Raw genomic sequence first — 21,533 nt, forward strand, 5'->3', positions numbered from 1 at the left:
GTGCAGCCCTTCGCGGGCAAGCTCGCTCCTACAGGATCGGCGCAATCTGTAGGAGCGAGCTCGCTCGCGAAGGGCCTGCAATCTAGAGCTTGAATCCACCCATCTGCTTGGCCAGATCATCGGCCAACCGCTGCAACGCCTCGCAATCCTTCCGGCACGCCTCCACTTCCGTCGCCGTCGTCCGCGCCAGGTCGGAAATCCCCTGCACGTTGCGGTTGATCTCCTCGGTCACCGCCGACTGTTCTTCAGTCGCCGTCGCTACCTGCAGGTTCATGTCGCTAATGCGCTCCACCTGCCCGGTGATGGTGGTCAATGAATCACCCGTGAGCTGACTCGACTCGACCCCCGTCCCCGTCGCTGTCTGCCCGGCATGCATCGAGGCCACTGCGGTGCCGGTGCCTTGTTTGAGGCGCTGGATCATCTGCTGGATTTCCCCGGTCGAGACCTGGGTACGTTGCGCCAGGGTGCGGACTTCATCCGCCACCACAGCAAAGCCGCGGCCCATTTCCCCGGCCCGCGCCGCCTCGATGGCGGCATTGAGCGCCAGCAGGTTGGTCTGTTCGGAAATGCTGCGGATCACCGCCAGCACCTTGTCGATGGACGCCACTTCCTCGGCCAGTTCACTCACCGCATCCGCTGCCGTGCCGATCTCGCCGGACATTCCTTCGATATGCGCAATCGAGCGCTGCACCACGTCCCGCGCCTGCAAGGCTTCGTCGCGGGCGGTCTGCGAGGCATGCGCCGCGTCGCCGGCGTTCTGCGCGATTTCTTGCACGGTCAGGCCCATCTGGTGCACGGCAGTGGCGACCATTTCGGTCATTTCCTGCTGCTTGAGCGAGCGATCGGCGGTGCTGACCACCACATGGATCACCTGCCCGACCGCCTTGCGCAACTGCTCGCTGGTGCGCAGGACTTCGCCGATCAGGTTGCGCTGGCCATCGAGGAAGCGGTTGAAGCCCCGGGCCAGGTCGCCCAGTTCGTCACGGCGGCTTTCGTCGAGGCGGTGACTGAGGTCGCCGCCGCCATCGCCGATGGCGATCAGCGCGTCGGTCACCTGGCGAATCGGCCGCGCGATGCCCCGCGCCAGCAGCACCACCAGCAGCAGCGAGAGCAAGGCCACGGCGCCGCCGATCAATGAGGTCAGCCAGACCGCGTCATGCATCTGCCCGTAAATCTGCGACTCCGGCACCTCGGCCACCAGGCGCCAGTTCAAGTCGCGCAGTGGCAGGCTCAAGGCCAGATAGCGCTCGCCGTCACGCTCGAAGCGGCTGCTCTGCAAACCCTCGGTTTTCGCCAGGATCGCCTGCGCTGCGGCCTCGCCAATCTGCTCGGACAACTGCCGCTTGCCGCCATGCTCGTTCTGCGGATGCACCTGGATCAGGCCATCGCCGCGCACCAACATCACCCGCCCGCGCTCGCCGAAGCTGAAGTTGTGGATCAGTTCGGACATCTCGGTCATGCGCAGGCCAAGCCCGCCGATGCCCACCAGCTTGCCGGCCTTCTCGATCCGGTAGTCGATGAACAGCGCCAACTCGCCGGTGGCGCCATCGGTATCGATATTGAGCATGCGATTGTTGCCACTATCGACGAATCCGAAGAACCATTTATCCGCCGGATTGTTGCGGCTCAGAGTCCGGTCCAGGCCCTTCTCGTTGTAGTAGTGGTTGGTGTCGGTGGAGACGAACACCGACGTGAAGGCCTGGTTCTTCTCGCGCATGATTTCCAGGTACTCGACCACTGCCGGCGCCCCGGCAGGTTCCTCGCCAGCGGCGAGCCAGTCGCGCAGATAGGTGTTGTGGGCAATGTCGGCGGCCGCGGTCAGGGGCCGGCTGAGCATCCGCTCGATGTCGTTACGAATCGCCTCAATGCTGGCCGGCAATGCCGTGTCGACCAGGTAACGCTCGGTCAACCGGTTGACCGCCACCGTGTAGATACCGACCACGATCAGAATGCTCACCAACAGGGCTGCGCCCATGCTTGTGATCAGTTGCCACTGGATACTGCGCCGCCAGAAGTGCATGGAGTTCCCTCGGAGAAATAAGACCTGTACTGCAAATGACAGGCCAATTGTATACACATTGGTATCCAATAATTCCATACGAGCAGCACAATGCCCCTCACGAATGTAAGGTCGGACTGAAAAACACGAGGGAAAGGGATGTAGGTGTGGGAGCCGGAACGCTCCCACACAAGGCGATCAACTGTTGACGATGGCCTGGGAGATGGCGTCGACCGTGGCGCTGACTTGCTCTTGATAACGGTCGAGGGCCTGCTGGTGCGACTGCTGCAGTTCGATCTGTCGCGAGCACAGGTTCAGGGCCGCGAGAACCAGCAACTTGTCACCAATCAGCGACGGGTAATTGCGCTTGGTATCGGCCAGGGAAGCCTTGAGCATCCGGACCGCCTCGTGGAGCACGTGCTCCTGGCCTTCCGGGGCCTTGATCGAGTAGTCGTTGCCCATGATCGAGACGACATTGATCGTCTGCGCGGTCTCGTTCATGCGCTAACAGCACCCGCGCTGGCACGCTCGATCAGCGCCTGCAGGCGTGCGGTGGTGGCGCCATTCTTGTCTTCCTGTTCCATCAGGCTCAGTTGCAGGCTTTCGTTCTCGTCCTTGGCCTGGCTCAGCTCGGTGTCCAGTTGTGCATTGCGCTCGGCCAGTTGCTGATTCTTTTGCAGCAGCTCGCCGACCAGTTGTTCCAGTTGACTCAGAGTGGTGTCCAACATGATTGCCTTCTCGGGGGTGATTGCGGGGGGCGCACACGATAAAGAAATCTCGACATGCCCGCCAGAGATATCGGGGCCAGAGCCCCGCGTTGGTGCACATTGACCTGATATAGGTCATCCGGTTCCCGCATTTGGTCGGACAACCCCTACATGAAAGACGATGGGCGGCTCATATTTTGTCAGACAAAACCTCAAGTCCAGCCCGCGTTTACCGATAGGCAAGTAGTACTCCTCCAAAACAGGCGCATGGATCGCGTCCCTTCTTGACTCGGATCCGACCCATGTCCCTACGCAACATGAATATTGCCCCGCGAGCACTGCTGGGGTTCGCGCTGATCGGCGCGCTGATGCTGACTCTGGGCATCTTTGCCCTCAACCAGATGAGCAAGATCCGCGAGGCCGGCGCGAACATCGAAAGCGTCACGGTGCCGAGCATCAAGAGCCTGGACCAGATCAGCCTGATGACCCTGCGCCTGCGCACGCTGTCCTACCGCCTGATGATCAACCGCGAGCCGGACCTGCTGCAGACCACCCTCACTCAACTCGACCAGCGCAACGAGCAGATCGATGCCCAGCGCAAGATCTACGAGCCGCTGATTGCCGCCGATGAAGAGCGCGCCACATACAACCAGTACGTACAGGTGCTCGGCCAGTACCGCCAGCTCGAAACCCGCATGCGCCAGTTGTCGCAGAGCGGCGACCTGCCGGCCCTGCGCGACATGATCAACCGCGATTTGCTGCAGAACATGGAGCAGGTCACCGCGCTCCTGGACAAGCTGATCAAGATCAACACCGAGCAGACCCGCGACTTCAACCAGGCGGCCACCAACGAGTATGAATCCGCGTTCAGCCTGGTCATCGCCCTGCTGGTCGCGGCGACGGTGCTGACCTTCCTCTGCGCCGTGCTGCTGACCCGCAGCATCGTCAAGCCGATCGAAGACGTGCTGGGCGTGGCCGAGAAGATTGCCGAAGGCAACCTGACCCACGTCATCCACCCGGAAGGCAAAGACGAAGCCGCACGCCTGCAACGTGCCATCGCGCAGATGCAGGAGCAGTTGCGTGACACCTTGCAGCAGATTTCCGGCTCGGCCACGCAACTGGCGTCGGCGGCTGAAGAGCTGAACAGCGTCACCGAGGAAAGCGCCCGCGGCCTGCAACAGCAGAACAACGAAATCGAGCAGGCGGCTACCGCCGTGACCGAGATGACCAGCGCCGTCGAGGAAGTGGCGCGCAATGCGGTGAGCACCTCCGAAGCGTCGCAGGAAGCCACCCGCTCCGCCGGCGACGGCCGTGACCTGGTCATGGAAACCGTCAGCGCCATCGAGCGCATGAGCAACGATGTGCAGAGCACCTCGGTGCTGGTGGGCAACCTGGCCGAACAATCGCGCGACATCGGCAAGGTGCTGGACGTGATCCGCGGCCTGGCCGACCAGACCAACCTGCTGGCCCTCAACGCGGCGATCGAAGCGGCGCGTGCCGGTGAAGCCGGCCGTGGTTTCGCGGTGGTCGCCGATGAAGTCCGCGCCCTCGCCCACCGCACCCAGCAGTCCACCGCCGAGATCGAGCGGATGATCGGCAGCATCCAGGGCGGCACCGAACAGGCCGTCAGCTCGATGCGCAACAGCACCGAGCGCGCCGAGTCAACCTTGAGCATCGCCCGTGGCGCCGGCATGGCGCTGGAAACCATCACCGGCGCGGTAGCGCAGATCAACGAGCGCAACCTGGTGATCGCCAGCGCCGCCGAGGAGCAGGCGCAGGTCGCCCGCGAAGTGGACCGCAACCTGGTGAACATCAACGACCTGTCGGTGCAGTCGGCCACTGGTGCACACCAGACCAGCGCGGCCAGCGCCGAGCTGTCGCGCCTGGCGGTGGACCTGAACAACCTGGTGGGTCGCTTCAGGATCTGATCCTGGTCTTCGGGGCGGTACGCCGCCCCTGAAGGCTTCGCACATCCCTGTACCCTGAACGAGCGAGCGTGTCGGGACGCCGAACCGTCGCGAAACCACGTCACCCGTAATCTGGACAGCACCACCAAGAATCCACCTACAAAACTCAACTCTTAGCGACTTAACCTACCGCCACCCGCGCCAGCACCAAACCGCATCAACGCCCCTGTCCTACAAATCCCGCCTAAATCCCCCGGAAACCCCTGATTCCGCCGTCATCCCCCCCTTCTCCCCTCGCATGATTTGATGCAATTTCCCCCTGTGAACATTCCGACCAGTCCCTAACCTCTCGGCGTCCAGACCTCTTCCGAACGCCGGATCGCCCATGAACGAGGCTCAAGCCAGCCTGCTCCAAGAATCGTCCGACAGCACGTGTCGCGCGCCCTCTCAGACCGCCGCCTTCTGGTTCGCCAGCCACTTTCTCCCCGTACCCCTTGCGATTGGCTTTCTCGGCCCGCTGCAAGGCCTGTCGCTCTGGCAATCGCTGCTGGCGATCATCCCTGCCGTATTGCTCGGTAGCCTGGCTCCCGCCCTGTGCCGATCCCTGCGCTGCGCAATCCTCCTGCTGCCGATCGCCCTGCTGCTGCATGTCCTGAATCTGGAAACCCTCTCTCGCGTGGCGATTCACCTGCTGCCCGGCACACCCGTCAACTGGCAAGCCCTGGCGCTGATGTTGGCGGCGCTGGCCGCGTTTATCGGCCCGACGCTGCTGTGCCGCGTGCAAGTCATCCTCGCGCCGCTGCTGGCGTTGGTGTTCGGCCTGCTGACGATGGGCGCGATGTTGTTGCTGGAAACGGACACGGCGCAGCGCCAGTTGCAATTCTCCTGGTCGGCATTCGTGCTCCAGGCGGTAGCGGCGGCGCTCTGGCAGATCAGCCTCACACCGCTCGCCAGCAAAGGCACGCCGCATTACCTCGGCATCGCGCTGCCCGGGCTCTGGCTGATGTCGTTGGGCGCACTGATGGCCTCGGCCATTCCGGCGGTGGATACCGTCGTCAGCCTGCGCCTGGTGGGCGAGCGGTTCTATCCGGGGCTGGGCAGCCTCGCAGTGCTGCTGGGCGCGCTAGCGATGGTCGGCTCCATGGCGACCCACGCCCACGCGGTGCTGGCGGGTTGGCGCCTGAATGAAAAAGCCCGCGGGCTGGCACTCGCGGGCTTTGCATTGCTGGCGCTCTGGATTGAGCGCCAGTTCCATTCGTGACGCCCGACCTCAGTACTCGATCCGCACATCCCCTTTCGGCACGCTGCAGCACGACAGGATATAGCCCTCGGCCACGTCCTCGTCGGTAATGCCGCCGTTGTGCTCCATCTCCACTTCGCCGCCCAGCTTGAGCACCTTGCAGGTGCCACAGATGCCCATGCCACAGGCCTTGGGAATCATCAGCCCGACCTTCGCCGCTGCGGCGTGTACCGTCTCGCCGGGGGCAATGCGGCTGCTCTTGCCGGTGGCGGTGAACTCCACCAGGTGCAGGTCGCTGGCTTCCACTTCTTCCGCCGCTTCGGCCGCCTGTTCGGCATGCTCCACTGCGTCGGCCTTGGCTTCCGGCGGCGTCGCGCCGAACGACTCCTCGTGATACCGGCGCATGTCGTAGCCGGCGGCTTCGAGCAGGCGCTTGACCGCAGTCATGTACGGCGTCGGGCCGCAGCAGAAGATCTCTCGCTCCATGAAATCAGGCGCGATAAGTTCCAGCAGCTTGTGGTTCAGGTAGCCGCGATAGCCGGCCCAGGGCTCGCCCAGGCCGTGCTTCTCGCAAATGATGTGCAAGCTGAAGTTGTCGATCCGCGACGCCATGTGCTCCAGCTCGCGGTGGTAAATGATGTCCTTGGGCGAACGGGCGCTGTGGACGAAGACCATGTCGACATTGCCGTTGGTGTCGTAGAACCAGCGGGCCATGGACATCACCGGGGTGATGCCGACGCCACCGCTGAGGTAGAGCACTTTCGGGCTGGGGAAGTCGATGGCGTTGAACAGCCCGACCGGACCGTGCACCGCCAGTTCCTGGCCTTCGTGCAAGGTGTCGTGCAGGTAGTTGGAGACCTTGCCGCCGGGGACGCGCTTGATGGTGACCGAGAAGCTGTAGGGCACCGACGGCGAGCTGGAAATGGTGTAGGAACGCATCACCGGCTGGCCTTCGATTTCCAGCTCCAGGGTGACGAACTGGCCCGGCTTGAAGAAGAACATGATCGGCTGGTCGGCCATGAAGCAGAAGGTGCGAACGTCCCAGGTCTCCTGGATCACTTTGACACAACGCACGATATGGCGACCGTTGGCCCAGGTCTGGGTGGTCACCGGATTCAGAAAGGGATTGGACATGCTCTTCGTCTCCACGGCCGACTGCGGCTCTATGGCCACGATAATGCGCAAGCCGCGAGCGTCCCACTTACCCATTCACGACATCGGCGTGCTTATCGCGACCAGCCCCCGGCAGCAAGGGCTTGCTCGTCGGAAACGGATTCGGCCATGTCGCCCATGGATATGGTTCGTGGCGTGCCCGGACGCACACTCCGTCGCAAATGATCCCGCAGTCATTGCCTTGCGTCGCATAACAACGATTAGCCACTTTCGCCGGCCGGACAGGCCATGAGGACCGACACGATGGACGCTACCACCACCCTGAGCCTGGGCGACCCGCTGGAACCTGCACGCAAGGCCACTGCCGAGATGCTGCAGAAACGCGAGCGCACCTACTCCCTGCCACAACCGTTCTATACCGACGAGCGCCTGTTCGAAATCGACATGCAGGAGATCTTCCACAAGGAATGGCTGATCGCCGGCATGACCTGCGAGATCCCGGCCAAGGGCAACTTCCTCACGCTGGAAATCGGCAAGAACCCGATCATGGTGGTGCGCGGTGCCGAGGGTCAGGTCCACGCGTTCCATAACGTCTGCCGGCACCGCGGCTCGCGCCTGTGCACCAGCGACAAGGGCAAGGTGGCGAAGCTGGTCTGCCCGTATCACCAGTGGACCTACGAACTGGACGGCCGACTGCTGTTTGCCGGCACCGAAATGGGCGCCGATTTCGACATGAAGCAGTACGGGCTCAAGCCTGTGCATGTGAAGGTCGCGGGCGGCTACATCTTCATCAGCCTGGCGAAGAACCCGCCGGCCATCGACGAGTTCCTCGCCACCCTGGCGCACTACATGGAACCGTACGACATGGAGAACACCAAGGTGGCGGTGCAGACCACCCTGATGGAAAAGGCCAACTGGAAACTGGTGCTGGAAAACAACCGCGAGTGCTACCACTGCAGTGGTTCGCACCCGGAACTGCTCAACACCCTGCTGGAGTGGGATGACACCAACGACCCGCGTGCCACCCAGTCGTTCAAGGACCATGTGGCCGCGTCCGCCGCCGCCTGGGACGCCGAGAAGATCCCGTACCTGCACAAGAGCCATGGCCTGCGTAACCGCATCGTGCGTATGCCGCTGCTCAAAGGCACCGTGTCGATGACTATGGATGGCAAGCAGGCGTGCCAGAAACTCATGGGTCGCATCCAGAACCCCGACCTCGGCTCGATGCGCATCCTGCACCTGCCGCACTCGTGGAACCACTGCATGGGCGATCACATGATCGTCTTCACCGTGTGGCCGATCAGCGCCCAGGAAACCAAGGTCACCACCAAGTGGCTGGTGCACAAGGACGCCGTCGAAGGGGTGGACTACGACCCGCAGCGCATGCGTGAAGTCTGGGACGCCACCAACGACCAGGACCGTCGCCTGGCCGAAGAAAACCAGCGCGGCATCAACTCCACCGCCTACCAGCCAGGGCCGTATTCGAAGACCTATGAATTTGGCGTGGTGAACTTCATCGACTGGTACAGCCAGCGCGTGCTGGCGAACCTGGGGGCGGAGCCGGCGCCTTATTTGAAGGATGTTTCGGTGTAGTGAGACAGGCGCGCGGGGTACGCCCCGCGCGCTCGTTGGTCACCCTTGGGGCACTCGCCTCATCAGACCCTTGTCTCTTCTAAATCTGCGTGATTACCGCGCAGGGCTTTTCGAACAGTGGCGTTTCGGTTGAATGGCGTTTGCTGAGGCCCCTGGGGTACCGGTGAGGGCGAAGTACGCGGACTGGGATTTGGTGGAGCAGGAGGTTGTCCAGAAGTCGCCCGGCTCGCATTGCCGCCAACTGCACCGTCCGCCAAGGTGCCTTTGATACCTGCTGTATTGGCAGCCTCAATTTTGTGCCTGCCATGAATCCACCTGGCTCCGCGCGAAAGACGTCCTGACGTGGGAACGACCGGATAGAGTTGCACAATCGCCCGCCCGAAGATCTGTTGCGCCCCCAAGACAGTGCTGGCCATCATGAGCGCTGTGGAGATGTCTTTCATGACCCCCGCAGGTTGTTCAGTTGAACTGAGTCCGATCCCGGCAAAACCCGGAACCGCACCTCCAATCCCGACCAGTGCGTTGATGCGATCGAGGCCGCCCAAGGTGGAGCTGAGAATGGGCGGCTTGGCATTGAAGTAACTCGTCAGCCAGACAATGTTTTTCTTGGCCGCCATCTTCGCGAGCATGGGAAGAAACATCGCTTTGACCCCCAACACCAACCCCACTCCGATGGTCACGCCAGTCACAATGTGATGCCAGCTAGCCGCACGGCCGGTCGGGTCGACGTAATTCAGCGGATCGCCAAGGCAATAGGCATAGGGATTGAGCCCGCCCTCGGCAAACGGACTGAGTCGGTCCGGGCTGTGGAAACGCATCAACACCGGGTTGTAGACGCGGTGGCCATTGCCCAGGTGATACCAGCCCTGTGGTCGTTCCCTGAACTCGCCATTGAAGCCCAGACGCGATTGCGGCGGGCGGTTGGCGGTCGGGCTGCCGTAGGGGCTGTAAGCGATTCGGTTGATCGCCCCGGGCGTGCTCTCGGCCAATACGCTGCCACTGCGGTCAGTGGCCAAGAGTACGGTGCTACCCGATGCAAGTCCCAGGCGGTTCATGGGTTTCTCCTTGGAACAGTCGGCAGATCCGTCTTCGAAAATACCGTCATGTGCATGCAGGTCCTACTCACGCTTTTAGCAGGGTCGTACCGGTCACACAGCTGCCAGGGAAGGCGACAAACGTGCACTAGCCCCACGGCCCCAACGACATCCACGTCCTGATACCAACAGGCTCGGCAACTCCGTCCAGAATACTTGGGACACTCATTTGGGAGTGAGTACTTGCGAAACTCCATTCGTTCATGGCGGCCCTAATCGTAGGTGCAGTAGATGACGAGGCGCTAGAAGATGACGAGGCGCGACGTATCGTGGACGCAGCAACGGCAGAGGCAAGCGAAGGGGGAGGTGTACCGGTAGCGCCCGGTGGCACTTTACCCGGCCCGAGAAACAAGGTTCTCATCCCCTTGGAAACGGCCGTTTGAATTCCAACGAGGTTGCGGTTGTCATAAATCGTCTGAATGCCAAGCCCCACGCGCAGGCTGGCACCTGCCAACGAACCGAGGGTGCCGGCAATCGAGACCGCTTTTGCCGCCTGAATTCCGCCTAACTGCATACTGGCTCCCGCAGCACCCAATGTGGCACCGAGCAGACTAAAACGTGTGGACCACAACGCGGCACCGCCTACGGGTGACAGGATAGTCGTCACGATGTTGCCCAGCATCAGTGCGATATTCACGCCCAGGCTGTGAAGCGGGTTGCTGCCCAGCCACTCAATGAACTGCCCCGTCGGATCGGTATGGTTGACCGGATCTCCCTGGCAATACGCATAAGGGTTGATGCCCCCCTTGCCGAACGGGCTGATGCGGTCCGGACTGTGGAATCGTTTCAGTACTGGGTTGTACACCCGATACCCATTGCCCAGGCAATACCAGCCCTGCGGCTCCCTGAACTGACCGTTGAAACCCATACGGATCGCCAAGGGTGCGTCCGAACTCTGCACTCCATAGGGCGTATGCAACACCGGGTTCAGTGCTGAACGGCCAACTTCGGCCAGGGGCGTGTTGTGCACATCAGGGGCTATGAGCAGAGTCTTTGGCATGAGGACAATCTCCAGATTCCGGCGATCGGCAACCTACACGCTAGCCTGACTGCTTCCGCCCCTCTACTGGCATTTTTATCAGGTGGCAACATGACATGCCACGGCCTGTATGTTTTTTGATCACCCACCGCAAACACCCGTGTTCATTGGGCCATTGAGGGATGGTGAACACTTTATCCACAGGACGACTCACAGCAATTGTGGGCAACCGCTGTGGAAAACCCCGTTTGCGCTGGATTTTGTTCACAAGCGGGTTTTGGTTATTTTTCGATCAAAACCCTACAAGCCTTTGAATTAAAGGCGTGTAGCGGTTGGCGAACACCTTATCCACAAGCAGGCCAACAGAGAATGTGTGGAACTTTTCCCGTCTGAAGAGCAGAAGTGGATAACTCGCCAACGCTGCGGTTTTTGGGGCTTTAACGGGGATTCGGAGAGAGAAAGGCGGGGTTTGGTTGTTTTTTGATCAAAAACGACAAGCTGTTGTATTTAAAGGATTTATATTGATACAGAACAGTTTATCCACAGAGGCGCTAACAAGGATTGTGGGCAAGTGCTGGTTTTTGTCTGCGAGGGGATTCAACCAAGGCCGAGACGTACCACCCACGTATTTTTTGGGGGGCCGAACCGTCGCGATAAGGCCCGCACGGCCTGGCCGCCGCAGAAAACTGATCAAAATTCGACCAATTCTCTGAGAGCCCCGCCCCGCATGGCCTCCAGCGGACAGCAAACACTTTATCCACAGTCAGGCCAACAGCCTCTGTGCACAACCGCTCAGCGCAGCACGCCTTCCTCCACCAGCAACTTGATGATGGCCTCAGCGCCCGCCTGCGGGCTGACATCCTTGAGCACCTGCCCACCGCCGCCGCTGGCCTTGGCCGTCGCGGCTTTCATGCGGTCGGCACCGCTCTTCGCCTTGATCACCTTGAGCCGCTTGGGCCGGGGTTTGGCCGGTTGCAGTTCGGCGCTGGCGAGCAGTTCATCCTCGACAATCGCCACTTCCCGCGCCGCCAACACACCCCGCCGCGCCGGGCCGAATGCAGTCTGCCGGGGTTTGGGTGCAGCGTTATCCACAGAGGCGAGAAACGGCAGGCGCACTTTGAGCCGGCGCCGTTGACCACGCGGTAGCGCCTGCAGCACCTGGGCGGTGCCGTTGTCGATGGATTCCACCTCGGCCAGGCCCACCACCAGCGGCCAGCCCAGGCGCTCGGCCAGCAGGTACGGCAGCATGCCCGAGCCTTCGCCGGTTTCCGCCTGGCTGCCGGTCAGCACCACTTGTGCGCCGGCATCGCGCAAATAATCGCCCAACACGCCGAGCACATCGGTGCCAGCGGGCTGTTCCAGCACATCCAGGTGCGCCAGCCCCATGCCCAGATAGGCGCGCAAGGCGTCTTCGTGCGGGTCGCCGGCGTGCAGCACCTGCAAGCCTTCGCCTGCCAGTTGCAGGCCCAGTTCCACGGCGCGGGCGTCCTGTTCGGCGCGGCGGCTGCGTCCCGAGAGAGGATGGGCGCCGACCGAAACCAGGCTGATGACCTTCGTGTTCATAACTGTCCCCTGCCCTTATGCCGCGTCGCGCCGGGCGCCGTTGCGGAAGTTTTCCACAGCCTCGATCAGCGCCTGGAGGATTGCCGCGCTGTCGCCGATCACTGACAGGTCGGCCCGTTTGATCATGTCGCAACCTGGGTCCATGTTGATGGCCACCACCTTGTCGCAGGCGCCAATGCCTTGCAGGTGCTGAATCGCCCCGGAGATGCCCACCGCCACATAAACCCGTGCAGTGACCCAGGTACCGGTGGCACCGACCTGGCGATTGCGCGGCATGAAGCCGTCGTCCACCGCCACCCGCGAGGCGCCTTCAGTGGCGCCGAGCGCAGCGGTGGCGCGGTGGAACAGTTCCCAGTCCTTGACGCCGTTGCCGCCGGAAACAATGAATTCGGCCTCGGCCATGGCTATCGCCGCCGGGTCCACGGCCACCGGACCGAGGTCCTCGATCCGCGACAGGCTACGGGCCACGCCTGTGGACAACTCCACCGGCAGGGCTTCATGACGGGTTTCGCTGACTGGCTCGGCGCACTCGGCCGACGCCAGGATCAGCCGCGGCAACGCGCGCACCAGATCCTGCTGGCCGGCCCCGGCACGGCCGCTGCTCACGCCATCCTTGACCTGCCAGACGCGTGTGGCCGGGCGTTCGCCCAGGGCCGCGGCAAAGCGCCGGCCCAGTTCGCCGCCGCCGGTACGGCTGTCAGGCAGCAACCAATGGCGTGGACCGAGCTGGTTATCCACAGCCCGCAGGCCCTGGATACGTTGCTCCGGTGCATAACCCTGGAATTCGTCGCCATCGATCACCAACAGGCGATCGACGCCGTTGCCGCCGAAGTTGCTTTCCTTCTGCTCGCCGAACACCACCGCCAGCACCGCGCCGTCGCTGCCGGCCAGGCTGTGGGCCAGGCCGAGCAGGTCGCGGTCGTGGCTGCTCAGGCGGCCGCCGACCATGTCCGGAACCACCGCAATGTAGAACGCCGGCGCCGGCACCTGATGCAGCGGCAACTGCACTTCGGCCGCAGCGCTGCGCTTGCCGCTGGCGCCACCCTGCTGGGCGCCGCTGCGGTCGATGCGCTTGATACCGTTGGGGCCGATGAAGCCCACTGCATGCGGGTTCTTGCGAATGACGCCGTTGGGCCCCATCCAGGTGGTCTGTTGCACCTGCATGGCCGCGTGCAGCGGGTGCAGGCGGTTACGGGCGATCCATTCGGCACGGGGGTCGCGGCGGATAATGTCGCTCATCAGTGCACCTCCGCGGGTTCACGTTTGTTCGCGGCCGGCTTGCTTGGCGCCTCGGTTTCCACCAGGGCGTCGGCCACCAGCTCGGCCAGGTCCTTGATCAGCGGACGGGGTTCGACCACGCCTTCAAGCATCGCCGTGCATTGTGGGCAACCCACGGCCACCACTTCGGCACCGGTCTGGCGGATATCGTCCATACGCATGTCGGGGATCCGCTGCTTGCCGGGAATGTCGGTGATCGGCGCACCGCCACCGCCGCCGCAGCAGCGCGAGCGGAAGCCGGAACGCTCCATTTCCTTGACCTCGATGCCAAGGGCGCGCAGTACCTGCCGCGGCGCCTCGTATTCGCCGTTGTAGCGGCCGAGGTAACACGGATCGTGGTAGGTCACACTGCCGCCTTTGTGGGCGTCGAGGTTGAGTTTGCCGGCGTCGAGCAGTTCGGCGATGTAGGTGCTGTGGTGCTGCACCTGATAGTCGCCGCCGAAGGCGCCGTATTCGTTTTTCAGCACATGGAAGCTGTGCGGATCGCTAGTGACAATGCGCTGGAAGCGGTACTTGCCCATCGTCTGGATATTGCGCTTGGCCAGTTGCTGGAAGGTCGCCTCGTCACCCAGGCGCCGCGCCACGTCACCGCTGTCGCGCTCTTCCAGGCCGAGCACGGCGAAGTCCACGTTGGCGGCTTTGAGCACCTTGACCAGGGCGCGCAGGGTACGCTGGTTGCGCATGTCGAAGGCGCCGTCGCCGACCCAGAACAGCACGTCGGTGCTCTTCACCTCGGACAGCAGCTTGAGGTTGAGGTCGGCGGCCCAGTTCATCCGCCCGCCCGGGTTGAAGCCGCCGGGGTTGTCGGTGGCGATCAGGTTGTCCAGCACTTCGGCGCCCTTGTTCGGCGTGGCGCCTTTTTCCAGGGTCAGGTAACGGCGCATGTCGACGATGGCATCGACGTGCTCGATCATCATCGGGCATTCCTCGACGCAGGCGCGACACGTGGTGCAGGACCACAGCGTCTCGGCGTCCACCAGGCCGTTGACGATCGGCTGGTGCGGATTGCCGCCGTGTTCGCCGATGGCTTTGCCTGGGTACGGGCTGCCGGCGAATTGCGCGTCAGTACCACCGGCCAGACCGATGACCATGTCTTGAATCAGCTTTTTCGGGTTCAGTGGCTGGCCGGCGGCGAAAGCCGGGCACATGGCTTCGCATTTACCGCACTGCACGCAGGCGTCGAAGCCGAGCAACTGGTTCCAGGTGAAGTCCTTGGGTTTTTCCACGCCGAGCGGCGCGCTGCGGTCTTCCAGGTCCAGCGGCTTGAGACCGGTGGAGCGGCCGCCGCCGAAGCGTTCGGCGCGGCGGTGCCAGGCAAGGTGCAGGGCGCCGGCGAAGGCGTGCTTCATCGGGCCGCCCCAGGTCATGCCGAAGAACAGCTCCGACACTCCCCAGACAACGCCCAGCCCGAGCAGGGCAACCACGAACCAGCCACCGAAACCTTCCGGCAGGATCCCGGCCACCGGCAAGGTGGCGATGAAGAAGGTGGTGGAGAACACCAGCAGGCTTTTCGGCAGGCGCATCCACGAGCCTTTCGACAGCCGCGCGGGCGGGTTGAGCCGGCGTTTGAAGACAAACAGCGCGCCGCAGAACATCACGACGGTGGCGGCCAGCAGCGCGTAGCCGAGGATCTGGTTATGCAGGCCGAAACCGTGCACGACGATGGCCAGCACGGCGGACAGGACGAAGCCGCCAGCGGTGGCCACGTGGGTTTTCGACATGTACTTGTCGCGCTCCACCACATGGTGGAGATCGACCAGATAGCGGCGCGGCATGGCCAGCAGGCCGGCCAGCAGGTTGACCTTCGACGGTCGCCCCTGGCGCCACATGCGCACCCGCCGCACGGCGCCGAGCACGGCCAGGCCGAGCGCGGCGAACAGCAGGATGGGAAGAAGAACGTTCAGCATGGGAAGCTCCCACTGGAGTGGTTGCATGGGGCCGGCCTCATCGCGAGCAAGCTCGCTCCTACAAGAACTGCGGCGCACCGATTATCTGTAGGAGCGAGCTTGCTCGCGATGGGCCGCAACGCGGCCCCCGAACAGCCCGCTCCCGCGCCCGATCAGAAGTCCTTGCAGAGCCGCAAGGCGTCATAGATCGCCGCATGGGTATTGCGCTGGGCCACACAGTCGCCGATGCGGTACAGCAGGTAACCCGAACCCGGCTGGCTGAGGATCGGCTGCGGCTGGATGGCGAACAGGGCTTCGACGTCGATCTGGCCCTTGTTGCGCGAGTCCTCCTTGAGCGCGTAATACAGCGCCTCGTCAGGCCGCACGCCGTTCTCGATCACCACCTGGTCCACCACCCGCTCTTCCTTGGCGCCGGTGTATTCGTTCTCCAGCACCGCCACCAGCTTGTCGCCCTCGCGGTAGACCTTTTCCAGCATCAGGTCGCCGGTCATGATCACTTCCTTGGGGTACATGCTGCGGTAGTACGTGGGGAACGAGGTCCCGCCAATCGCGACCCCAGGCTTGATATCGTCGGTGACGATTTCCACCTGGCTGCCTTTGTCGGCGAGGAAGTCGGCCACTGACATGCCGGTGAATTCGCAAATGGTGTCGTAGACCAGCACGTTCTTGCCCGGCGCCACCTTGCCGTCGAGCACGTCCCAACTGCTGACCACCAGCCCTTCGGCGGCGCCCCAGTGTTCGTTCTGCTCGACGAAAGGATGGCCGCCCACTGCCAGCACCACGATGTCCGGGCGCAGGTCCATGATGGTGTCGGCATCGGCTGCAGTGCCCAGGCGCAGGTCGACTTTCAGCCGCGCCAGCTCCAATTGATACCAGCGGGTGATGCCGGCGATCTGGTCACGTTGCGGCGCCTTGGAGGCAGTGGTGATCTGCCCGCCGATCTGGTCTTTCTTCTCGAACAGGGTCACGTCGTGGCCACGCTCGGCGGCAACCCGCGCCGCTTCCATGCCGGCAGGGCCGGCACCGACGATCACCACCTTGCGTTTGGCCCCTGTGGATTTCTCGATGATGTGCGGCACGCCCATGTATTCACGGGAGGTCGCGGCGTTCTGGATGCACAGCACATCCAGGCCCTGGTACTGGCGGTCGATGCAGTAGTTGGCGCCGACGCACTGTTTGATCTGGTCGATCTGGCCCATCTTGATCTTGGCGATAAGGTGCGGGTCGGCGATGTGCGCGCGGGTCATGCCGACCATGTCGACGTAGCCGCCTTCGAGGATGCGCGTAGCCTGGTTCGGGTCCTTGATGTTCTGCGCGTGCAGCACCGGAACCTTCACCACCTCCTTGATGCCCGCCGCCAGGTGCAGGAACGGCTCCGGCGGATAGCTCATGTTCGGGATGACGTTGGCCAGGGTGTTGTGGGTGTCGCAGCCCGAACCGATCACGCCGAAGAAGTCCACCATGCCGGTGGCGTCGTAGTACTGGGCGATCTGCTTCATGTCCTCGTGGCTGAGGCCATCGGGGTGGAATTCGTCACCGCAGATACGCATGCCGACACAGAAGTCCGGGCCAACCTCGGCGCGGACCGCCTTGAGCACTTCCAGACCGAACTTCATCCGGCCTTCGAAGCTGCCGCCCCATTCGTCGGTACGCTTGTTGACCCGCGGGCTCCAGAACTGGTCGATCATGTGCTGGTGCACCGCCGACAGTTCCACGCCGTCCAGGCCGCCGGCCTTGGCGCGGCGGGCCGCTTGCGCATAGTTGCCGATCACCCGCCAGATCTCTTCCGGCTCGATGGTCTTGCAGGTGGCGCGGTGCACGGGTTCACGGATACCCGACGGCGACATCAGGGTCGGCCAGTTGAAGCCGTCCCAACGCGAGCGACGGCCCATGTGGGTAATCTGGATCATGATCTTGGCGCCATGCTTGTGCATGGCGTCAGCGAGGTTCTGGAAGTACGGAATGATCCGGTCAGTAGACAGGTTCACCGACGCCCACCACTCCTGCGGGCTGTCGATGGCAACCACCGAAGAGCCGCCGCAGATGGCCATGCCGATGCCGCCCTTGGCCTTCTCTTCGTAGTACTTCACATAGCGGTCGGTGGTCATGCCGCCGTCGGTGGCATACACCTCGGCGTGCGCGGTACTGAGCACGCGGTTGCGGATGGTCAGTTTGCCGATCTGGATCGGCTGGAACATAGCTTCGAACGCCATGGCGCGGGCTCCTCGGCTTACAACGGCTTGACGATGAACAGGCCGTCGTCGTGGCCTTCTTCAGAACCGCCGTAGACCTGCTCGGCGACCGTGCGGATCGAACTGCCGCGGGCGGCGAGGATCTGGTCCATGGCCCCGGCGAACCAGCCGGTGAACATGTAGTCGACCTTGCGCCCGACCTTGCCGTAGACGTAGACGAACGCGGAGTGTTCGAGCTTGACGCTGGCGGTACCCTTTTCCAGGTCGATGTCCTGGATCTTGAACAGGCCCCAGCCGCGCTGGGACAGGCGTTTCATGTAGTGCTCGAACACCGCCACGCCTTCCAGGCCATGACATTCAGCCTCTTTCTCGCACCAGTGCCAGGCGGACTTGTAGCCGGCCTTGTAGAGGATCTCGGCGTAGGCCTCAGCGCCCAGCACTTCCTCGATGCCCATGTGGTTGTTGACGAAGAAATGCCGTGGCACGTAGAGCATCGGCAGGGCGTCGCTGGTCCAGACACCGGTCTCGCTGTCGACTTCGATTGGCAATTGCGGGGCGATCTTGGCCATGGAAACTCAACTCCAGAAAATTTGGTTGGCTGCCCCCGCCCTGATGCGGGGGTTAGAAGAAGTGCTTCGGAGGCTTATTCGCCCCAGACATCACGCAGGACATTGACCCAGTTTTCGCCCATGATCTTGCGCACCACGCGCTCGGAATGGCCGCGCTTGAGCAGGGTCTCGGTGAGGTTGGGGAACTCGCCCACGGTGCGGATGCCCAGCGGGTTGATGATCTTGCCGAAACTGGTCAGACGACGGGCGTAGCCCTTGTCGTGGGTCAGGTACTCGAAGAAGTCCTGGCCGTGCCCCTGGGTGAAGTCGGTACCGATACCGATGGCGTCTTCACCGACGATATTCATCGTGTATTCGATGGCTTCGGCGTAGTCGTCGATGGTCGAGTCGATGCCCTTGGCCAGGAATGGCGCGAACATGGTCACGCCGACGAAACCGCCGTGGTCGGCGATGAACTTCAGTTCGGCATCGGACTTATTGCGCGGGTGTTCCTTGAGGCCGGAAGGCAGGCAGTGGGAATAGCAGACCGGTTTTTTCGATTCGAGGATGACTTCCTCAGAGGTCTTGGAACCGACGTGGGACAGGTCGCACATGATGCCGACACGGTTCATCTCGGCGACGATTTCGCGACCGAAGCCCGACAGCCCGCCATCACGCTCGTAGCAGCCGGTGCCGACCAGGTTCTGGGTGTTGTAGCACATCTGCACGATGCCCACGCCGAGCTGCTTGAACACGTCGACGTAGGCGATCTGATCTTCAAACGCATGGGCGTTCTGGAAGCCGAAGAGGATGCCGGTCTTGCCCAGTTCCTTGGCCTTGCGGATGTCGGCGGTGGTGCGCACCGGCATGACCAGGTCGCTGTTCTCGCGGATCAGCTTCTGGCTGGCAGCGATCTGGTCGACCGTGGCCTTGAAGCCTTCCCAAACCGACACGGTGCAGTTGGCCGCGGTCAGGCCACCTTTGCGCATGTCCTCGAACAGTTCACGGTTCCATTTGGCGATGATCAGCCCGTCGATAACGATGCTGTCTGCGTGTAATTCGGCTGGGCTCATCAGGCAGTCCCCTTTTTTGGTATTCCCGCGCCGAATCGTCTGCCGGCGCTATTGGGGCCAGCATATGCCTCGGGGGATTGTCGCCCCGGTGCAAAAACGACAGGGGAATTGCCGAAAGCGTCAAAGCGCGACAAAGCGTCGCGAGCAGGCGGGGAAAGGCAGGCCGGGCGTGAAGGGTGTCCATCTGCCAGCAAGGGGCGGGCAGCCGCCAGTATCGGCGGCGCTGACCACTTCAAAGGAGTTCGTGATGACCCACTCAACCGAAATACTCGATTTCATCGCTGGGCTGTCGCTGCCGGATGCCGGCGCCCCACTGCTGCAAACCCCGGCCGTGCCGATAACCGACAGCGTCGACACCGACAGCGCCCGCATCGCCGGGCACAGCGTAGTGTCCTTTGTCTCCGGCTTGAGCCAGCAGAACCGCGAAGATGTGCTCAACAGCACCCTGCTCATGCAACTGGCCGCGAGCAAAGCCTTCGACAAGGCGCAGCAACGTGAACAGTGGTTCCGTTTCTATACCGAAGGGCTGGGCAAACTGGGCTGGACCGTCTCCAACAGCTCGATCGAGCACTATGTGCCCAAACGCGAGACCTTCACCATGGATCAGGTGGCCCTGGAAATCATCGAGTCTACGGTGGGCGGCGCCGGCTTCGAGCCCGTGATGAAGAAGACCTTCGAGGCGCTGAAGAAACAGCCGCAGGCCCTGGCACTCTTCGAGCGCCACAGCGATCACGGCTGGCTGGGCATGTTCCAGGTTCTACCGTGCTCGCAGACGGCCGAAGGTAACGTGTCGATGTTGCTCAACTGCATGCAGTTCATCCACAACTCGCTGCGCTACAAGATCCTGTTCTTCACCTACCACCAGCACGAAGTACAGGTATACCGCTCGGCGCAACTGGCTGTGCTCAATACCGGGGTCTACAGCCAGGTGCGCGAAGCGGTACTGGACAAGCTCGGCGGCAACGCCGGTCAGTTCATTGCGCGGCTGGCGATTTGATCGATAGCGCACAACTGGAAGGTTTTAACTGAGCTGTCGCCGGCATATTCGCCGGCGACGCACGCGACAACCGATAATCAATATCAACAACTGCAAACCTTCATGGACAGGCGCTGTTCTTTGCCGTGGCGCTGAGCGAGAATCGCTGCCCATGTGCCCCTGGGAGGATGCCGCAGATGAAATCTTTGCTCTGGCTGATGCTGGCCACCCTTGCCGTTGGCGCCCACGCCAGCGAAGAAGAAAGCACGCCGTGCGACAACGTCGAGACTGATCAGCAGAACTACGAGTGCGCGCACTTCAGCCGCACCAGTTCCGAGCGTGAACTTGAGGCGGCCTTCGCCGACCTGCAGGACCGCATCAAGGAGCAATACTCGGGCAAGGCCACGAAAATCGCCGAGCTGAGCAAGCGCCTGAACGATGCCGAAGCAATCTGGAAGCAACTGCGCGATGCCGACTGCCGTGTCGAGACCTACGACGTCCCTGCCGGCAAGGCCTTCGAGGCAGCGCAAAACACCTGCATCGCCCAGCGCAACGACGACCGCTCCGAGTATCTGCAATCCCTCGGCCTGCCCACTTCCGATTGAGCCCGACATGAAAATCTGCGGTATCGAACTCAAGGGCAGCGAAGCCCTGCTGGCCGTCGCCAGTCTCGACGGCAACCAGCCGCTGCACCAGCCCACCACGACCAAGAAGATCGCCCTCGACGACGACGAAGACGCCGCCCAAGTGAAAGCGTTCGCCGCTCGGGTTCAGGCCTTCATGAACGAGCACGGCATCACTCACGTGGCGATCAAGAAGCGCGGCAAGAAAGGCGACTTCGCCGGCGGCCCGGTGACCTTCAAGATGGAGGGCCTGCTGCAATTGCTCAACGGCTGCGAGGTGCACCTGGTATCGCCGCAGACCATTACCGCGCAAGGCAAAAAGCACGACCTGACCCCACCTGCGGCGCTCAACAAGTATCAGCACGAGGCGTGGAAAAGCGCGGGTGCGTTGTTGTTTGGCCGACGCTGAGTAGAGGCGAAGGGGCAGGTTTCTGGGAGGTGCTACATCGAACGTCCAGAAGGTTGGAGCTACGGCTGGGGAGCTTCAGAAGCCCCAGCCTTGAAATCCATCGACCTATCACTCATGGCGCCGTCCTCGACTCCCGGTCCATATCGGCCGGCCACTCGACCTTCGGCGCCAGCAGCATGGCGACGTTGCACCACAGCACATCGTTATGGTCCCAGGGCGGCCCCGGCGGCGGTAGGGCATCAGGGCCTTGTTGCATGTAGGTGCAGACATAGGCCCATGCGTGTGCGTCGGCGCCCATGGCGGTCAGTGGGAAGCGGTCGATGACTTCGTTC

The 21,533-nt window shown here is 62.7% G+C and carries 19 protein-coding genes and 2 pseudogenes; 7 read left to right on the plus strand and 14 right to left on the minus strand.

All coding sequences use genetic code 11. The annotated features are described in order from the left end of the window. Positions 1 to 82: 82 nt before the first annotated feature. From DM374_RS34520 to DM374_RS26060, 4 genes and pseudogenes are all read right to left on the minus strand, one after another. Complete coding sequence (locus DM374_RS34520) at positions 83 to 820, minus strand: methyl-accepting chemotaxis protein (RefSeq protein ID WP_404821382.1); 738 nt, start codon at positions 818 to 820, stop codon at positions 83 to 85. A gap of 129 nt (positions 821 to 949) precedes the next feature. Beyond that, positions 950 to 2,098: pseudogene (locus tag DM374_RS34525) on the minus strand (HAMP domain-containing protein); the annotation flags it as partial. 99 nt (positions 2,099 to 2,197) lie between these two features. Beyond that, positions 2,198 to 2,500, minus strand: a complete 303-nt coding sequence (locus tag DM374_RS26055) for a cell division protein ZapA (protein WP_095156235.1) — start codon at positions 2,498 to 2,500, stop codon at positions 2,198 to 2,200. Beyond that, positions 2,497 to 2,727: a hypothetical protein gene (locus DM374_RS26060; RefSeq protein ID WP_095156236.1), complete on the minus strand. Its 231-nt coding sequence runs from the start codon at positions 2,725 to 2,727 to the stop codon at positions 2,497 to 2,499. The genes DM374_RS26055 and DM374_RS26060 overlap by 4 nt, the downstream gene beginning before the upstream one ends. Before the next feature lie 296 nt (positions 2,728 to 3,023). Between DM374_RS26060 and DM374_RS34670 the strand changes: the two are divergent. From DM374_RS34670 to DM374_RS26070, 3 genes and pseudogenes are all read left to right on the plus strand, one after another. After that, a pseudogene (locus tag DM374_RS34670) lies at positions 3,024 to 3,779 on the plus strand (MCP four helix bundle domain-containing protein); the annotation flags it as partial. After that, positions 3,771 to 4,634 carry a methyl-accepting chemotaxis protein gene (locus tag DM374_RS34675; protein WP_371864292.1) on the plus strand — a complete coding sequence of 288 codons (864 nt, stop codon included), beginning with the start codon at positions 3,771 to 3,773 and terminating at the stop codon, positions 4,632 to 4,634. The pseudogene DM374_RS34670 and the gene DM374_RS34675, both read left to right, overlap by 9 nt. A 364-nt stretch (positions 4,635 to 4,998) precedes the next feature. After that, a complete protein-coding gene (locus tag DM374_RS26070) occupies positions 4,999 to 5,874 on the plus strand; it encodes a hypothetical protein (RefSeq protein WP_110972464.1) in 876 nt (291 codons plus the stop codon). 9 nt (positions 5,875 to 5,883) lie between these two features. On the opposite strand, the gene gbcB is transcribed toward DM374_RS26070, so the two are convergent. Then, the gene (gbcB, locus tag DM374_RS26075) at positions 5,884 to 6,987 is read right to left on the minus strand and encodes a glycine-betaine demethylase subunit GbcB (RefSeq protein WP_110972465.1); all 1,104 of its coding nucleotides are present in this window, start codon (positions 6,985 to 6,987) and stop codon (positions 5,884 to 5,886) included. A gap of 282 nt (positions 6,988 to 7,269) precedes the next feature. Here gbcB and gbcA point away from each other — a divergent pair, with 282 nt between their 5' ends. Then, complete coding sequence (gene gbcA / locus DM374_RS26085) at positions 7,270 to 8,559, plus strand: glycine-betaine demethylase subunit GbcA (RefSeq protein ID WP_110972466.1); 1,290 nt, start codon at positions 7,270 to 7,272, stop codon at positions 8,557 to 8,559. A gap of 62 nt (positions 8,560 to 8,621) precedes the next feature. Here gbcA and DM374_RS26090 read toward each other — a convergent pair whose 3' ends face one another. The 8 genes from DM374_RS26090 to DM374_RS26125 form a co-directional block, all read right to left on the minus strand. Then, positions 8,622 to 9,614: an RHS repeat-associated core domain-containing protein gene (locus DM374_RS26090; RefSeq protein ID WP_110972467.1), complete on the minus strand. Its 993-nt coding sequence runs from the start codon at positions 9,612 to 9,614 to the stop codon at positions 8,622 to 8,624. A 127-nt stretch (positions 9,615 to 9,741) separates the two neighbouring features. Next, a complete protein-coding gene (locus DM374_RS26095; protein ID WP_110972468.1) occupies positions 9,742 to 10,653 on the minus strand; it encodes an RHS repeat-associated core domain-containing protein in 912 nt (303 codons plus the stop codon). A gap of 771 nt (positions 10,654 to 11,424) precedes the next feature. After that, the gene (gene etfB, locus DM374_RS26100) at positions 11,425 to 12,195 is read right to left on the minus strand and encodes an electron transfer flavoprotein subunit beta (RefSeq protein WP_110972469.1); all 771 of its coding nucleotides are present in this window, start codon (positions 12,193 to 12,195) and stop codon (positions 11,425 to 11,427) included. 15 nt (positions 12,196 to 12,210) lie between these two features. Further along, positions 12,211 to 13,434, minus strand: a complete 1,224-nt coding sequence (gene etfA, locus DM374_RS26105; protein ID WP_110972470.1) for an electron transfer flavoprotein subunit alpha — start codon at positions 13,432 to 13,434, stop codon at positions 12,211 to 12,213. Further along, positions 13,434 to 15,380: a dimethylglycine demethylation protein DgcB gene (gene dgcB, locus DM374_RS26110; RefSeq protein WP_110972471.1), complete on the minus strand. Its 1,947-nt coding sequence runs from the start codon at positions 15,378 to 15,380 to the stop codon at positions 13,434 to 13,436. The genes etfA and dgcB overlap by 1 nt, the downstream gene beginning before the upstream one ends. A gap of 152 nt (positions 15,381 to 15,532) precedes the next feature. Next, positions 15,533 to 17,593 carry a dimethylglycine demethylation protein DgcA gene (dgcA, locus tag DM374_RS26115; RefSeq protein ID WP_110972472.1) on the minus strand — a complete coding sequence of 687 codons (2,061 nt, stop codon included), beginning with the start codon at positions 17,591 to 17,593 and terminating at the stop codon, positions 15,533 to 15,535. A gap of 17 nt (positions 17,594 to 17,610) precedes the next feature. After that, a complete protein-coding gene (locus DM374_RS26120; protein WP_110972473.1) occupies positions 17,611 to 18,141 on the minus strand; it encodes a DUF5943 domain-containing protein in 531 nt (176 codons plus the stop codon). A gap of 74 nt (positions 18,142 to 18,215) precedes the next feature. Continuing rightward, positions 18,216 to 19,193 carry a dipeptidase gene (locus tag DM374_RS26125; RefSeq protein ID WP_110972474.1) on the minus strand — a complete coding sequence of 326 codons (978 nt, stop codon included), beginning with the start codon at positions 19,191 to 19,193 and terminating at the stop codon, positions 18,216 to 18,218. Between the two features lie 247 nt (positions 19,194 to 19,440). Here DM374_RS26125 and DM374_RS26135 point away from each other — a divergent pair, with 247 nt between their 5' ends. From DM374_RS26135 to DM374_RS26145, 3 genes are all read left to right on the plus strand, one after another. Beyond that, complete coding sequence (locus tag DM374_RS26135; protein ID WP_110972475.1) at positions 19,441 to 20,190, plus strand: hypothetical protein; 750 nt, start codon at positions 19,441 to 19,443, stop codon at positions 20,188 to 20,190. A gap of 176 nt (positions 20,191 to 20,366) precedes the next feature. Beyond that, on the plus strand, positions 20,367 to 20,774 hold the full coding sequence (locus DM374_RS26140) for a lysozyme inhibitor LprI family protein (RefSeq protein WP_110972476.1): 408 nt from the start codon (positions 20,367 to 20,369) through the stop codon (positions 20,772 to 20,774). Between the two features lie 7 nt (positions 20,775 to 20,781). Then, positions 20,782 to 21,201 (plus strand): DUF3010 family protein, encoded by a 420-nt coding sequence (locus tag DM374_RS26145; protein ID WP_110972477.1) that lies wholly within the window; start codon positions 20,782 to 20,784, stop codon positions 21,199 to 21,201. 112 nt (positions 21,202 to 21,313) lie between these two features. Here the strand turns inward: DM374_RS26145 and DM374_RS26150 are convergent. Next, positions 21,314 to 21,533: DUF6708 domain-containing protein (locus tag DM374_RS26150; protein WP_318531822.1), on the minus strand; the 220-nt coding region annotated here is incomplete at its 5' end.

It is taken from the genome of Pseudomonas huaxiensis, from assembly GCF_003231275.1.
Classification (GTDB): domain Bacteria; phylum Pseudomonadota; class Gammaproteobacteria; order Pseudomonadales; family Pseudomonadaceae; genus Aquipseudomonas; species Aquipseudomonas huaxiensis.